Genomic DNA, 14,663 nt, shown 5'->3' with positions numbered 1-14,663 from the left:
CCACCCCCCCCACTCCTACAGTGGATCTGTGTTCGACATCAGTTCCTGTGGGTGCTGCAGTCAGGCACCATCAAGGGTGCGGCGGACCTTTTCGAGCAGTTCACTGATCTGAAACGGCTTGACCAGCATGTCCATGCCACTGCCCAGAAACACCTGACGATTGATCGCTGTCTCCGCATACCCGGTCATGAACAGAATCGGCAATCCCTCACGCCAACCGCGCGCAACATCCGCTAATTCACGACCGCTCATGCGCGGCAGGCCGACGTCGGTCAATAACAGGTTGATCGACGGATCATTCTGCAACCGCTCCAGCGCCGTTTCGATATCCGCCGCCTGGGTGCAGCGATAACCGGCGTCCTCCAGCACTTCAGTGACAAACATGCGCACCGACGGCATATCCTCGACAATCAGCACATGCTCACCGCTGCCTTGCGGATCGACCACGGGAGCAGGGATATCGGCCCCCGTCGGATCGGTGGTGGCCGGCAACATGATCGTCACTTCGGTACCGCGCCGCGCGACGCTGCGGATGTGTGCATCGCCACCCGACTGGCGGGCAAAACCATAGATCGTCGACAACCCCAGCCCCGTACCCTGGCCCAACGGTTTGGTGGTGAAAAACGGATCGAAGACCTTGTCGATGACATTGTGCTCGATGCCCGTACCGTCATCACGCACCGACAGCGCCACGTAAGCGCCATCGGCCAGATTCGGATCGCCATGGGAGTACGCGGCGTAAGTATTGACCCAGATATTGCCGCCCACCGGCAGGGCATCCCGGGCGTTGATCACCAGATTCAACACCGCGCTTTCCAGCTGCACCGGGTCAACCAGCGCGATGGCCGGTTTGCTGGTCAGCTCTAGCTTGAGGGTGATCCGCTCACCGATGGTGCGCATCAGCAATTCTTCCAGCGAACGGACTTGCTCGTTGATGTCCACCGGCCGTGTATCCAGCGGCTGCTGACGGGCGAAGGCCAGCAGACGATGGGTGAGCGACGCAGCACTCATCGCCGAATTCAGCGCCGCTTCGCTATAAAACTGCACCTTGTCCAGACGTTGATCGGCAACACGTTTCTGGATCAGCTCGAGGCTGGTGATGATCCCGGTCAGCAGGTTGTTGAAGTCGTGGGCGATACCGCCGGTGAGTTTGCCCAGTGCGTCCATTTTCTGCACTTGCAGCAACTGCGCCTCGGCACGCACGCGCTCGGCGACTTCCTTGGCCAGTTGCGTGGTGGTGTCGTCCAGGCGCGCCAGATGCGAGCGCTCGCGATGGCGGTGTTCGGTAACGTCCTCAACGAAGACCAGGCTTAGTTCGGGCGTGCGGTACGGGGAAATCTGCCACTCGGTCTCGCGGATCTCGCCCTGCACGCGCATGTTCAGCGTGCCTTTCCAGCGCTCGCCATCGACCAGACGCAGGCGCAGCTCATTGAGGATGGCGCTCTGATCTTCGGCGAAGCATTCACGCAGGGCCTGCGGATCCCGATTGTCGAGAATCAGTTGTGTGAAGGCATGGTTGCATTCGTGCACCTTGAGGCTGGCATCGAGCACCGCGATCGGTGCGGAGACGTTGACGAAAATCTCGCGAAACCGCGCTTCACTTTCGCGCAGGGCATTTTCCGTGTCGCGTACTCGCAGCAACGTGCGCAGGGTGGCCAGCAGCACATCCGGGTCAACCGGGTGAATCAGGTAGGCATCGGCACCGGCGTCGAGGCCGGTGATGATGTCGCCGGTCTGGATCGACGCAGCTGACACATGAATAACGGGTAGCAGCGCCGTGCGGGTATCTGCGCGCAGTTTGCGCACGATGTCGAAGCCGCTCATGTCCGGCAGATTGACGTCGAGAATCAACGCATCGAGCGCTTCGCTGTCGATCAGCGCCAGCCCCTCGCCGCCGGTGCCGGCCTCCAGCACCTCGTAGCCGTGGCGCTCCAGCCGCCGGCGCAGGGCGTAGCGGGTGGCGACGTTGTCGTCGACGATCAACAGGCGGATGTCACGTTTCATCGACGTTCTCCAGAGCGATCGCCAGTGGAATGATCACGAAGAAGGTCGAACCGACCCCCGGCGTGCTTTCCAGCCCGACTTCACCGCCGAGCAGGGCGGCGAAGCGTTTACACAGCGACAGGCCCAGCCCGGTGCCGCGCAGACGTTTCTGCAGCGGCGAGTCGACCTGGGAAAAGTCCTCGAACAATGCGCCATGCAGCTCGGCAGCGATACCGATTCCGGTGTCGCTGACCGCAAATCGCACCTTGTCCGCCCCTTCGAGCCGCGCCGAAACCCGCACTTCGCCACGGGTGGTGAACTTCAGCGAGTTGGAAATGAAGTTGCGCAGGATCTGCGCGAGTTTCTTGTCGTCGGTATACAGGCGCGGCAAACCGACCGGTTCTTCGAAGATCAGATCGACGGCGGAGGCATCGACAATCGGCCGGAACATCCCGCGCAGCGCGGAGAACAGGTCGAACATGTCGAACCACGCCGGGGAAATGCTGATGCGCCCGGCCTCGATCTTCGCCAGATCGAGCAGGTCATCGACCATGTCGCTGAGTTCGCGCGCAGCCGTGCTGACGAACGCTACCTGCTTGTGTTGCTCGGGACTGAGCGGGCCGTCGAGTTCGTCGGCGAGCAGGCTGTTGATGCTCAGGATCGAACCCAGTGGCGTGCGGAACTCATGGCTCATGTACGACAGGAAACGGCTTTTCAAGTCCGAGGCCTGGCGCAATTCCTCAGCCTGTATGTCGAGTTCAGCGTACAGCGCCAGCACACCCTGATTGGTTTCATCGAGTTCTTCGCGCAGGGCCGCGGTTTCGCTCTGCAACTGCGCAATCAGCGCAGCCTGCTCGGCACTGCTCAGAATCGGCGACTCAGCCATGGGCGGCCTCCAGGGCAACGACCAGTACCGTTACATCGTCGCGCCCGCGACAGAAATCGCGGTGCAGGACGGCGGCTATCACGGCGGGATGGCGGTGCACCAGACCGGGGTAGTCTTGAAGATTCCAACGGGACTGCAAGCCGTCGCTGTACATGATCAATAGATGTCCGTTCACGTGAGCATAGTCAAAGGGCCGGGCTTTCCGGTATTGCACGCCGACAATGCCCGGGTGCGAAGCGAGGCCGCGGGACTTGTCGGCGTTGATCAGGCTGGCGCCGATGTTGCCGACGCCGGCGAAGGTCAGGCTGTCGCGCCGTGCATCGAATTGGGCAAACGCAACAGCGCCACCACGAGTGCCGATCATGTCGCGGTGCATGTCTTCCATCAGCATCACTGGCTCGGCAAAAGGCATCAGAGCGAAGGTTTGCGCTCCGGCCCGCCCGGCGCGTTCGGCGTCTTCACCGTGACCGAGGCCGTCGATGATCAGCGCGCTGACGCTGCCGTTGTCATACGCCAGGTGCCAGACATCGCCGCAGGCGGGATCGTTGTGCAGCGAGTGCTGGCTGACTCCAAAATGCATGTCCGGTTCGCGATCCGAGCGAGGATAAAACCGGGCCAGTAACACCGCGCCACGGGCATCCGCGTACACATCAAACACTTCAGCCTGGCGTGATATCGAGCCGAGGCCAATGCCTTGGGTGCCTCCGGTGGAGAAGCCGTCGGGCATACAGGCCTGCAAATCAAACCCCTGAGCACGGTCGATAGCGAGCAACTCAATGCCGAAACCATCAATGCGCGGCAGCACCCGCAGGTGCATCTCACCGTGGTTGGCGTGCTTGAGCACGTTACTCGCCAGCTCCGTCGCCACCAATGCCACACGCCCGGCATCGCGCTCGTCGAAGCCATGCTGTTCGGCCAGTTGTTGCGCCGTACGCCGTGCGTAGCCGATCTGGCTGCTGTCCTCGATCAGTAAAACCTGGGTCATCGACCCGCTGATATTCATGTCCATCGGGTAATCGTTATTCGTGTGCCCTTGCCGGGCTCTGTTTCCAGTTCGAACTCTTCAACCAAGCGTTTCGCCCCGGTCAGGCCCAGGCCCATGCCGCTGCCGGACGTCCAACCGTCAGTCATCGCCAGTTTGATGTCGGCAATGCCCGGGCCTTCGTCGCGGAAGGTCAGGCGCAGACCGACCTTGTGATCTTCATCGAGGATCTGCCAGTCCATGTCGCCGCCACCACCGTAAACCATGGTGTTACGCGCCAGCTCGCTGACGGCCGTGACCATTTTGGTCAGGTCGATCAGGCGCATTCCGCATTCGGTGGCCAGTTTGCGTGCGGTCTGGCGCGCGAGCACGACATCCTGCTCGATGTGAATGGGTTGAGTACCGCTGCTGCGTACGGTCATTGCCGGTCTACTCGTTCCTGCAGCAGCTTCATCCCGCGCTCGACGTTCAATGCCGTGCTGACACCGGGCAGCGTCAGGCCCAGTTCGACCAGGGTGATCGCCACCGCCGGCTGCATGCCGACCAGCATGGTTTCGGCGTCCATGATTTTCGACAGGCCGGAGATCGTGCTGATCATCCGGCCAATGAACGAGTCGACCATGTCCAGCGCCGAGATGTCGATCAACACCCCGCGCGCCGAGGTCTTGCTGATGCGCTCGGACAAGTCGTCCTGCAAGGTGAGGGCGAGCTGGTCATGCATGTCGACCTGGATGGTCACCAGCAGGAACTTGCCCATCTGGAGAATCGGGATACGTTCCATGTTTATACCGTCTTGACGAGGCTGACACCCAGACGGGTCAGGGCCAGTTTCAGCGCATCGGCCAGATTGGCCTTGGTCACCACGCCTTGCAGGTCGAGGCCGAGGTGGACGATGGTTTGCGCGATCTGCGGACGTACGCCGCTGATGATGCAATCGGCGCCCATCAGGCGGATTGCGGTCACGGTTTTCAGCAGGTGCTGGGCGACCAGAGTATCGACGGTCGGCACGCCGGTGATGTCGATGATGGCGATTTCCGAACCGGTGTCGACGATGCGTTGCAGCAGCGACTCCATCACCACTTGCGTGCGCTGCGAATCGAGGGTGCCGATCATCGGCAGCGCCAGCACGCCGTCCCACAGCTTGACCACCGGGGTCGACAGCTCCAGCAGCTCTTCCTGCTGACGCTTGATCACCGCTTCGCGGGATTTTTGAAAGGTGCGGATGGTGTGCATGCCGAACGCGTCGAGCAGTTCCGAGACTTCCCAGAGTTGTTCGGCGAGCAGTGCAGGCTGGTCTTTGTAATGGCTCTGCAGCAGGTTAAACAGCGGGCCTTTGAGGGCGAAGATGAAACTGGCGGTCTGTTGCGAATCCTGGCCGAGCAGGGCGCGGCTGTGGGAGAGCTTTTCGAGGAACTGGCGGGTGGCTTCCCAGCCCGGTGCGGCGATATTGGTGCCGTTGTCGTTTTCGATGCCACTGACCACCAGTTGCAGGAATTCTGTGGTTTGTTGCTGCAGATCGTGCTCTTTCAGGTTACGCGTGGCGCCGCTGGCTTGCAGGCCGTTGATCCATTCGCCCAGCAGTTGTGCTTGTTTGTTTTTCATCGCATCGAGTGTGCTGTTCTGCAGTGCTGCCATGTGCCTGTTGCTCCGTCGCGAATTGGGGGGCGGTCGTGAAAATGATCGCCGCGAAGTGATCGACATTTGCCGTTCGAAATAGTTGTTCGTTCACGCACGTATATTTTTGATCTGGCGCAAGGAACGTCCCGGTAACTCTAGTCGGCGTGGCCGGGCGCGGCGAAGTTTTGAACGTTGGCGCGGGGCAGGCTTCGAATCTTTGACACCCGGCGGATGTGCGTCGGGGGTGTTTGACCAACGAGGTGGCCATGAACGAGCAAACGAAGCAGAGCCAATCTGGCGAACCGATCAATCGCAATGATCCAGCCATTGACCCGCAGGTGCCGGGGCAGCCGGTGCCGACGCAGCAGCAGGGCGATGGCGGGCAGGCGCAGAGTGGCGATCCGGCGGTGGATCAGAAGAACAAGCACACGGACAACGACAATGAGTTCAGCCCGGGCTTCGAGCCAAAACCGGACCGGGCAAAGCCGGGCGAGGAGACCGATGCTGATATTGATACGGATGGCGGTTGATTTCGGCGGATATGACAAGGCCGCATCTACTGGATGCGGCCTTTTTTTTGCTTTGGATTTGTGGCGTTGCGGACATCGATCCCCCTCACCCCAGCCCTCTCCCCCAAGGGGGCGAGGGGGAAGGGAGCCGATCTCGGTGCTTTTCAAAAGCTCAGTTCAGCTCGAGATTTCAGATCGGGGGCTGTGCAGAACCTGCGTTCGACTCAAAACGTTCAGGTCGGCGTAACTCGAGCATCCACCTCGGTCGGCTCCCTCTTCCTCCGGGCGGTCCGACGTTTCGGGAGGGCTGGGGTGAGGGTAAGGCTGTTTACTTGCTCGGATGCTTGGCCTGCAGTTCCTTGGCGGCGGCCAAATGTTTTTCCAGGGCTGGCAGCATTTTCTGCGCAAACGCCTTCAATTCAGGAGCGCCTTTGACCTTGTCATCGGTCACGGTATTGGCTTGTTTCTTGAACAACTCGATGGTTTCTTCGTGCGCCTTCACCTGATTGTTGGCGTACGCCGCGTCGAACGACTCATCACGCACTTCGAGGATTTTTTCCTTGGCCTGTTTGACCAGAGTTGTGGTGTCTGGAACTTCGATGTCGTTAGCCTTGGCAATGGTCGCCAGCTCATCGTTGGCCTTGCCATGGTCGGTGATCATCATATTGGCGAAGGCCTTGATGTCAGCCGATTGGCTTTTTTCCAGCGCCAGTCGACTAGTTTCGATTTCCGCGATGCCACCGGCAGCGGCGTTATCGACAAAGTCATTGTCAGTCGCAGCGAAGGCGCTGCCCATGCCGCTGCTCAAAGCGACAGCCAAAACCAGATGACGCAGGTTGAATCCGTCCATTGGTGTATCTCCACGCAGTTTTTGTTGGTGTTAACCAATGGAGGCAATGTGGCGAATAAAGGTTTGATCGCATTTGCGACAGGGCGACGAACGGACACCGCTGGTCTGACAGGTGGTCGACAGAAGCGCCCAACCGAGGCCATTCTGATAACTGGCCAGCGCAATCGGTCGTGTTGGCCAGCCGATCAACTGACGGAGGTGTTCCATGCCGGTGACCCATGATCTGTTACAGGACTTGAAGCTTACAAAGGAAGAGATCCAGCAAAAACGCACCGCGGATCCACATCTGGATGCACTGATCAACAAGTACTCCCAGGCGGACGCCGAGGTAGTCAAGGCCGAGACTGCCACCTCGGATGCTCCCAGCGACGACACGCTGAAAAAACTCAAAGAAAAGCGCTTGCAGGTCAAAGACAAGATTGTCGAGCAATTGCAGGCGCGAACCTGAGGCCTTGTTGATCCGCCGACCTGCGGTTGCGGATTGACGGGAACGACAGCCCCGACCGGCACCTCGAATGTACAGAGTCTTCTTTTACCGACTCTTTACGAGGTGCCTTATGAACGATCCCAAATTCCCCAGTGAAGAGCAGGGCGCATTCGACCCGGTTCCCACGCATCCCGAACCCAACAGCCCGGCGCATACCACGGCCAATCCTGAAGAACCGGATGAGGATCTTCCCGAAGACGAAGATCCGGACAAGTTCGACAAGTCCAGCAACTGACAGATCGCCATCGCTGGCAAGCCAGCTCCCACAGTGAATGGTGTTGTCCGCAAATGCCGTGGTCAGCAAAGAACCCTGTGGGAGCTGGCTTGCCAGCGATGGCGTCAGTAGGCTCGATACAGATCCAGCAGGTTCACTTCAGCGCCGCATCCAACGGCATCCGCGCCATATGCGTCGCCTTCAACGAGCCGAAATACAACCACGGCCCATACTCGCGCACCGTGGTAATCGGCGAATAATTGCCACTGCTCGCATCCTGCAGATTGGCGATCACCTTGCCGTCCAGATCCAGCCCCAGAACAAACCCGCGCTTCTCCACCGGTTTCGGTAAAACCTTCAGCGCCCGCACGATCATCTTGCGCACGAATGGATGCCCCGCCGTGCCATCAAGCAGAGCATTGCGCGGCGCATACAACGCCACCCAGAACCGATTGCTGCCATTGAACGCCAGGTTGTCCGGCAGCCCCGGCAGGTTGTCGATGAACAGGTCGTGAGTGCCGGTTTTCGGCCCGGTCAGCCAGTAACGGCTGATGCGGTAAGCGCCGGTTTCATTGACCAGCACATAGGCGTCGTCCGGGCCGAGGGTCACGCCGTTGGCGAACTCCAGCTTGTCCAGCAGCACACTGGTTTTGCCGCTCTGAAAGTCATAGCGCAGCAGACGTCCATCGCCGCCGTGCTCAATGACCGCCTCGCCGTCATGGCCATAACCCCAGCGACTGGAAGCATCGCTGAAATAGGCGTAATGCCCGGACTTGTCGATGGCCACGTCATCGGTAAAACCAAATGCCAGTCCATTGGCCTCCGTGGTCAAAGGAACCAGCTGACCTTGCGCATCGAGGGACAGCAAGCCCTTGACCCCATCGGCAATGACCAGCAAGCCGTTCGGATGCCGGGCCAATCCCAGCGGTCGGCCACCGGTGTCGGCGAGTACTTTGCGTTGCTGGCCGTCGAGGCTGGTGCGGATCAGTCGGCCGTCGTGCAGTCCGGTGATCAGGAAGTCACTCTCCAGCAGCAAGGCTTCCGGTCCCTCGATGTCGCTCGGCCCGACCTGCACTGCGCCTTTGAGTTTCTGATTCTCGGCGTAGAGACCTTCTTTCAGCGAAGGTGCTGGAGGCGGCGTCCAGGCCACGGGTTCGACTTTGGTCGGCATCAATAATAAGAACGCGATGACGATGAGGATCAGCAGCAACAACAGATGCCGTAGCTTCACGCGCTGGCCCTCGTCGATGCCAGGTATTGCGCGGCCATGTCGCGCAGCGCCAGCATCGATGCGGCGGATTCACGCTCGATGCGCCGTTTCAGCAGCAGGTGATTGGCGATGCGCATGCCCAGTCCTTCGAAGCGATAATCCAGCGTGCGCACGAACCGCGTGCCGCTGCTTGCCGCGCTGCATTCATAGGTCAGCAGCAACGACAATCCATGATCGCCTTGCGCCCGCGCGCACCAGCGCCGACCGGGCAAATACTCGGTGACCTCCCAGCTCAAATGGCCTTCACGTCCACCCGCGTGAATGTCCTCTTCGAAGCGCGAGCCGGCATGCAGCGGGCCGTGGGCGCCGTCGATTTTCAGCGAAGAGGGGTGCCACTCCGGCCAGCGACCGACGCTGGCGGCGTAGGCGAGCACGGCAATCGGGTCGCCAGCGATATCGATGGTGTGCTGCATACGGGTCATGGGCATTCTCGAATAGCTCAAAGGGGCGGTTTCCGGCTCCCAGTACAGGGTGCCGCACAGGTAGTCCATCAGCGGCAGAACGATGTTGAAGTTGCGCTCCTGCATGCGCTCGCGGCGGTGATGCAATTCGTGCAGACGGCGCATCTGGCGGATCCACGGCAGGCGGGTCAGCGGGTTGTGCGGCGGCAGGTGTTCGCAGGCGTGGAATATTTCGTAAGTCAGATAACCGAGGACCATGCAGCCGCCGAACAGTCCGGCGACGTTGGCGTTGGCTTGTGCGATCAGCCACCACAGCGGCAGGGTGATCACCAGCGTGTGCACTACGATCAGCCAGGCGGGAAACAGAATCACCCGCCAGTCACGGGCACTGTCGTAGGTCATGTGGCCGGGGGTGAAGAAGCTGTGATGATCGCCGGCATGCCGGGCGTAGAACATTTTTGCGAAGGCTTTTTTGTGGTGGCCGAGATGGCGATGGACCATGTACACGCCGAAATTGAACAACAGCAGGGTCAGCGGCACTGTCAGCCATTCCAGCAAGCTGACCTGCTGCACGCTGCTCCAGAACCCACTGATGGCCAGCACCCCGAACAACAGCACGAAGGCGCCGTGCAGCCAAGGGTTGTACAGCGGATGAATGGCCGCACGGTAACGGCTGCGGAATATCTCGGTGGTCTGCCTCACTGCTTCACCTGCGGTATTGTTGTTATACCCGGCAGATTAGCCGATCCGGCCGTTTGTGCAGGCCGGACCTCGATGGCACATGCGCCATGCTCCGGTGTAATGCTGCCCCTTCAGCTCAAAGGGTTCCAGCGTTGCGACCAGTCGTCATCGGTGCGGATCACTTCGCGCAGCAGGTGGAAGGCTTGCTGCAGCGTCGCCGAATCGCGATCGCGTGAGTAGACAAGGTAAGTCGGGTAGCCAAATTCCGGAGCTTTGGTCACCGCTTCGAGGGCGCCGCTTTCCAGATAGGTGCGCACCACACGAGTGCGGAAGTAGCCGCTGCCGCCGTGCTCGAGAATGTATTGCAGAGCCAGCGGGCCGAGATTGAAACTCAGCGCCGCTTTGGCTTTTTCCGGCAGGGCAGCGTCATGCTGGCGGCGGAAGTCCGGGCCCCAGTCGATGTAGACGTAGGGATCGGGGCGATCGGGGGCGCGCACCAGAATCAGTTTTTCTTCAAGCACTTGCTCGACCTGCAAGCCCGGCCAGTATTCCGGCTGATAGACCAGCGCCGCGTCGAGCACGCCGAGTTCGAGCTGGCGCAGCAGGTTTTCGCCGTCGCGGATTTCCATGCGCAGGGCATGCCCGGGAATTTTCTCGCGCAGTTCCGCCGCCCAACTGAGCATCAACGGGTTGCACAGGCTGACTTCGCCGCCGATGTGCAGCACGTTGTGATAACCCTCGGGCAGTGGCAGGTCGCGGCGCGCCGCTTCCCAGGTCTGCACCAGCTGATTGGCGTAGACCACAAAGGCCTCGCCATTGGGCGTCAGTTTTGCCCCGGCGCGGTTGCGCACGAACAGCGTACTGCCCAATTGGCTTTCGAGTTTCTGCACCCGGGCGGTGATCGCCGTTTGCGTGACGAACAGCTTCTGTGCGGCGGCGGCGAGGCTGCCGTGACGGACGATTTCCAGAAAGGTGCGAGCGAGATCGATGTCCATGGGCGGGCCGGTGTTTGAGGTGCGGCATTGTAACGGCAAAAGCCCCTCATCGGATCGCCGCCCGCCTAACCCTCTCCCGGAGGGAGAGGGGACCGATTGGGGGATATTGAAGCAATGCACTGACTTGAACGATCAGCGTTGAATCCATAATCGACTCGATTTTTCAGGTCGATGCAGGGCGCCAGACACCTCGGTCGGTCCCCTCTCCCTCTGGGAGAGGGCTAGGGTGAGGGAAAATGCAGTCACCGCCAAAATCAACTGGCCAACTCGGTCAAACGCACCCGCGCCCACTCTTCAATCAACCGCGCCGGCGTGCCACACACCTTACGCTTGAATACAAAATTTCGGCACTTCTCGGCAAACTGATGGCGGTTGTAGAGCATGTCCTCCTGCATCTCCTGCAACTCGGTTTCGCGGCATTGCTGGATCAACGGCTGATCAACCCGCGCCTTGCGCTCGCGCACCGCGGCATAGGTCGGATCGCTCAGCACAGCATTGGCCCGCTGCAGCAACCACAACGAAAACTCGTCCGGGCAGCGCGGGCCAACTTCCTGAACCATGCCCAGTTGCCACGCCTGCACCGCGCTTACCGGCAGGCAAGCCTGGGTCAATTGCTCGGCCATCGCCGGTCCGACGGCGCGGGGCAGGCTGTAGGTCCAGTATTCGGAGCCGTACAAACCCATGCTCTTGTAATGCGGATTGAGCACGATATCGGCGCGGGCAAACACGATGTCGGCCGCCAGTGCGAGCATCACGCCACCGGCGCCCGCGTTGCCGGTGACGCCGCTGACCACCAGTTGCCGGGCCGTCAGCAGTTCTGCGCAGACGTCGTCGATTGCCTGAATATTGGCCCAGGCTTCGGCGCCAGGATCCTGCGCAGCTTGAATTACGTTCAAATGCACGCCGTTGGAAAAACTGCCGCGCCCACCCTTGATCAGCAACACTTGGGTATCACGGGACTTGGCCCAGCGCAGCGCGGCGACCATGCGCTGGCATTGCTCGGTGCTCATGGCGCCGTTGTAGAACTCGAAGGTCAATTCGCCGACGTTGCCGGATTCGCGATAACGAAGCGGTTGATAGGCTTCGTCACTGAACGGCTGTGTAGCGATCGACCAGTCCAGCACCGGCACGTCGGTCAGTTGCCCGGCCAACAGGTGCCGCGCCGGTTGCTTGAAGGTTTCTTCGCCAGGTTGCGGTTTACGCCGCAGTGCGCCAATCCACAAACTTTGATCACCCGCTGCAACCAGCACCGCATCGTCATGCACCGCGAGAATCTCGCCGGGCATGCCGCTGCGCGAATCGAGGTGTGCGTCGTACACGTAATACTGACCGCCAGCGAGGCTCGCCAACACACCGGGCTGGCCGTCGGCGGCATCGATACAACGTTTGATGAAGCGCGCGCAATCGTGCCAGCTGAAACTGCGGTCGACCTGTTTCATGTTCGGTTGCAAGCGCCCGCGCACTTTCGTATCGGCGTAATCCAGCGCCACCGGCTCAAAGCCTTCGACGAATTTCTCCACCACTTCGCGTATGCAGCGAATCGCCGCGTCACTGACCCGACCGTTGTACAGCTCGGATTTGCGCAGGCCCGCTGGCAGATTGAATTCGCAAGTGGCCCACACCGGGCCGGCGTCCATTTCCTCGACGGCCTGCAGCGCGGTGACGCCCCAGCTCGGCAGCTCGTTGGTAATTGCCCAGTCGAGGGCACTGGCGCCGCGATCGCCGACGATGCCGGGATGGATGATCACCACCGGACGCTCGGTGTTGCTCCACAGTGCCTGCGGAACGCGGTCCTTGAGGAACGGGCAGATCACCAGATCCGCGCCACTGTTCTCGATCTGTTCGCACACAGCCTGTTCATTGGTAAACAGCACGACGCTGGGTGAGTGCCCGGCCTCGCGCAGTTCCAGCCAGGCGCGTTGGGTCAGACCGTTGAACGCTGACGACAGCAGAATGATGTTGAGTGGTCGCATGCTTGCTCTTCCTTGAGTGGATTCAGCCACGGGCTCTCGCTGAGCCGTCCTTGGCTTTCGATGGAGCCGCGAGATTAATCAGTGGCCGGCCACGCGCCAGTGACCGAGGTCAACGTTGTGTCAGCCAATGTTTCTGCGGCGACCAAACGCCTTATGCTCAATGGTTTGCTTGTGCTGATTTTTTATTACTTCAAATGTCTTCGAGGCTATTGCACAGTCGCGCCTGATCAGAGCCGGACGATCCCGGCAGAACGATGGTTTTTCGCAGCGGGTGGGACCCGTTTCAGGGAGCAAGGCATGGGTGGGTACAACCCGCATTACCAGATCATCGGGCAGATGTTCCAAAAGGACTATCGCTGGCTGTGCGCTGCCGTTGGCCGCACGCTGGGTTGCCCGCACAGTGCGCAAGACATTGCCTCGGAAACCTTTTTGCGGGTATTGGCACTGCCGGACCCCACGGCCATTCGTGAGCCACGCGCGCTGCTGACCACCATCGCCCGGCGGCTGGTGTACGAAGGTTGGCGCCGTCAGGACCTTGAACGCGCTTATCTGGACAGTCTGGCGCTCGCGCCCGAGCCGGTGCATCCGTCCCCGGAAGAACGCGCGCTGGTGATCGAAGCACTGCTGGCGGTCGATCGCCTGCTCAATGGGCTGTCGGCCAAGGCAAAAGCGGCGTTTCTCTACCATCAACTCGACGGTTTGACTTACAGCGAGATCGGCGAGCGCCTCGGCGTGTCCACCAGCCGCGTGCAGCAATACATGGTCGAGGCGTTCAAGCGCTGCTATCAGGCGATGCAGGCATGAGGCCGGACGAAGCGGTGATCGACGAGGCGGCGCAATGGTTGGCGTTGCTGCAATCGGACAAGGCGGGCATGGCCGAGCGGGCCGCATTCGAGGCTTGGCGTGTTGCTGATCCTCGGCATCAGCAGGTCATCGAGCAAATGGGCGGCGGCCTCAATCTGCTGCGTAACCCGAGCCTGCGCAACGTGCCGCGCAACAGCCTGCTGCACAGTCTCAATGCGCCATCGAGTCGGCGACGCTTTATCAGCGGCAGTTTGAGTGTGCTCGGCATTGCGCTGTTGGCCGGGTTGCTCGGACGGCGCTACGGCTGGCTGCCGGAGGCGGGGGAGTTGTCGACCGGGACTGGCGAGCGACGTGACTTCACCCTGGCCGACGGCAGTGCGCTGACCCTCAACGCACGCAGCCGTGTGGTGCCTTTGTTCGATAGCCAACAGCGCCTGCTCGCCTTGCGCAGCGGTGAGTTGTTGGTCGACGTAGCGAAAGATTCGGCGCGGCCCTTTGTGGTCGAGACCGGGCACGGTCGCATGCGTGCACTGGGGACGAAGTTTCTCGTGCAGTACAGCGAGGAGGCGACGCGATTGGTGATGCTTCATTCGCAAGTTGAAGTAGTCACCGCAGGTGGCGCGCGGCAAGTGGTGGCGGCCGGCGAAAGTCTGCTGTTCAACGGTGCCGGGTTGCTGTCGCTGGAGCGCAGCAACGGCCAGGAAAGTGCCTGGGTGCAGGGGCGCCTGGAAGTGCACGACCGGCCTCTGCGCGAGGTCATCGACAGCCTGCGCCGTTACCGTCGCGGCATTTTGCATCTGAGTCCGGAAGTCGCCGATCTGCGCCTCAGCGGGCTGTATCCGCTCGACGACAGTGATCGCACCCTGCAACTGCTGGAGCACTCGCTGCCGATCCGCGTGACTTGGCACAACCCGTACTGGGTCAGCGTCGACGCGCGGTTATAAATCCATAACTTCTTGGCCTAATCGCCGCCCTATAAAAAGCGCTGGCCCGCTGCTCATTCCCTGCAGA

Annotated in this window: 17 protein-coding genes; 5 read left to right on the top strand and 12 right to left on the bottom strand. The window is 60.8% G+C overall.

Annotated elements, in window-relative coordinates; translation table 11 throughout:
• Positions 1-60 precede the first annotated feature (60 nt).
• From ACM6IN_RS01150 to ACM6IN_RS01125, 6 genes are read right to left on the bottom strand one after another with little or no spacing between them, the layout of a single operon-like run.
• The gene (locus ACM6IN_RS01150) at positions 61-2,004 is read right to left on the bottom strand and encodes a response regulator (protein WP_414915226.1); all 1,944 of its coding nucleotides are present in this window, start codon (positions 2,002-2,004) and stop codon (positions 61-63) included.
• The gene (locus tag ACM6IN_RS01145) at positions 1,994-2,869 is read right to left on the bottom strand and encodes a sensor histidine kinase (protein WP_414915225.1); all 876 of its coding nucleotides are present in this window, start codon (positions 2,867-2,869) and stop codon (positions 1,994-1,996) included. Before ACM6IN_RS01145 ends, ACM6IN_RS01150 begins: the two co-directional genes overlap by 11 nt.
• On the bottom strand, positions 2,862-3,872 hold the full coding sequence (locus ACM6IN_RS01140; RefSeq protein ID WP_414915233.1) for an ATP-binding protein: 1,011 nt from the start codon (positions 3,870-3,872) through the stop codon (positions 2,862-2,864). The genes ACM6IN_RS01145 and ACM6IN_RS01140 overlap by 8 nt, the downstream gene beginning before the upstream one ends.
• On the bottom strand, positions 3,869-4,273 hold the full coding sequence (locus ACM6IN_RS01135) for an anti-sigma regulatory factor (protein WP_007912537.1): 405 nt from the start codon (positions 4,271-4,273) through the stop codon (positions 3,869-3,871). Before ACM6IN_RS01135 ends, ACM6IN_RS01140 begins: the two co-directional genes overlap by 4 nt.
• Positions 4,270-4,632 (bottom strand): STAS domain-containing protein, encoded by a 363-nt coding sequence (locus ACM6IN_RS01130; protein WP_007912539.1) that lies wholly within the window; start codon positions 4,630-4,632, stop codon positions 4,270-4,272. Before ACM6IN_RS01130 ends, ACM6IN_RS01135 begins: the two co-directional genes overlap by 4 nt.
• 2 nt (positions 4,633-4,634) lie before the next feature.
• Positions 4,635-5,486 (bottom strand): STAS domain-containing protein, encoded by an 852-nt coding sequence (locus ACM6IN_RS01125; RefSeq protein WP_414915224.1) that lies wholly within the window; start codon positions 5,484-5,486, stop codon positions 4,635-4,637.
• A gap of 248 nt (positions 5,487-5,734) precedes the next feature.
• Between ACM6IN_RS01125 and ACM6IN_RS01120 the strand changes: the two genes are divergently transcribed.
• Positions 5,735-5,998 (top strand): hypothetical protein, encoded by a 264-nt coding sequence (locus ACM6IN_RS01120; protein ID WP_414915223.1) that lies wholly within the window; start codon positions 5,735-5,737, stop codon positions 5,996-5,998.
• Positions 5,999-6,305: 307 nt separating this feature from the next.
• Here the strand turns inward: ACM6IN_RS01120 and ACM6IN_RS01115 are convergent, their stop codons facing one another.
• A complete protein-coding gene (locus tag ACM6IN_RS01115) occupies positions 6,306-6,827 on the bottom strand; it encodes a DUF4142 domain-containing protein (protein ID WP_007912543.1) in 522 nt (173 codons plus the stop codon).
• Between the two features lie 30 nt (positions 6,828-6,857).
• On the bottom strand, positions 6,858-7,034 hold the full coding sequence (locus ACM6IN_RS01110) for a hypothetical protein (RefSeq protein ID WP_414915222.1): 177 nt from the start codon (positions 7,032-7,034) through the stop codon (positions 6,858-6,860).
• Here ACM6IN_RS01110 and ACM6IN_RS01105 point away from each other — a divergent pair.
• Entirely contained in the window at positions 7,033-7,275 is a 243-nt protein-coding gene (locus ACM6IN_RS01105) for a YdcH family protein (protein ID WP_016983385.1), read from the top strand. The two genes, ACM6IN_RS01110 and ACM6IN_RS01105, sit on opposite strands and share 2 nt — an antisense overlap.
• Before the next feature lie 109 nt (positions 7,276-7,384).
• On the top strand, positions 7,385-7,549 hold the full coding sequence (locus ACM6IN_RS01100) for a hypothetical protein (protein WP_007912545.1): 165 nt from the start codon (positions 7,385-7,387) through the stop codon (positions 7,547-7,549).
• 133 nt (positions 7,550-7,682) lie between these two features.
• On the opposite strand, the gene ACM6IN_RS01095 is transcribed toward ACM6IN_RS01100, so the two are convergent.
• The 4 genes from ACM6IN_RS01095 to ACM6IN_RS01080 all read right to left on the bottom strand — a co-directional run bounded on the left by ACM6IN_RS01095 (position 7,683) and on the right by ACM6IN_RS01080 (position 12,848).
• Positions 7,683-8,759, bottom strand: coding sequence for an SMP-30/gluconolactonase/LRE family protein (locus tag ACM6IN_RS01095; RefSeq protein ID WP_414915221.1), 1,077 nt, complete (start codon positions 8,757-8,759; stop codon positions 7,683-7,685).
• Positions 8,756-9,901 (bottom strand): sterol desaturase/SRPBCC family protein, encoded by a 1,146-nt coding sequence (locus ACM6IN_RS01090; protein WP_414915220.1) that lies wholly within the window; start codon positions 9,899-9,901, stop codon positions 8,756-8,758. Before ACM6IN_RS01090 ends, ACM6IN_RS01095 begins: the two co-directional genes overlap by 4 nt.
• Positions 9,902-10,011: 110 nt before the next feature.
• Positions 10,012-10,875 (bottom strand): LysR family transcriptional regulator, encoded by an 864-nt coding sequence (locus ACM6IN_RS01085; RefSeq protein WP_007912548.1) that lies wholly within the window; start codon positions 10,873-10,875, stop codon positions 10,012-10,014.
• A gap of 254 nt (positions 10,876-11,129) precedes the next feature.
• A complete protein-coding gene (locus ACM6IN_RS01080) occupies positions 11,130-12,848 on the bottom strand; it encodes a hydrogenase maturation protein (RefSeq protein ID WP_414915219.1) in 1,719 nt (572 codons plus the stop codon).
• A 297-nt stretch (positions 12,849-13,145) separates the two neighbouring features.
• Here ACM6IN_RS01080 and ACM6IN_RS01075 point away from each other — a divergent pair, with 297 nt between their 5' ends.
• Positions 13,146-13,652 (top strand): sigma-70 family RNA polymerase sigma factor, encoded by a 507-nt coding sequence (locus ACM6IN_RS01075; protein WP_007912551.1) that lies wholly within the window; start codon positions 13,146-13,148, stop codon positions 13,650-13,652.
• Entirely contained in the window at positions 13,649-14,596 is a 948-nt protein-coding gene (locus tag ACM6IN_RS01070; protein ID WP_414915218.1) for a FecR domain-containing protein, read from the top strand. Before ACM6IN_RS01075 ends, ACM6IN_RS01070 begins: the two co-directional genes overlap by 4 nt.
• Positions 14,597-14,663: the final 67 nt, after the last annotated feature.

The organism is Pseudomonas sp. IT-P395, assembly GCF_949767675.1.
Taxonomy (GTDB): Bacteria; Pseudomonadota; Gammaproteobacteria; order Pseudomonadales; family Pseudomonadaceae; genus Aquipseudomonas.
This window is presented reverse-complemented; position numbering and strand designations above follow the sequence as displayed.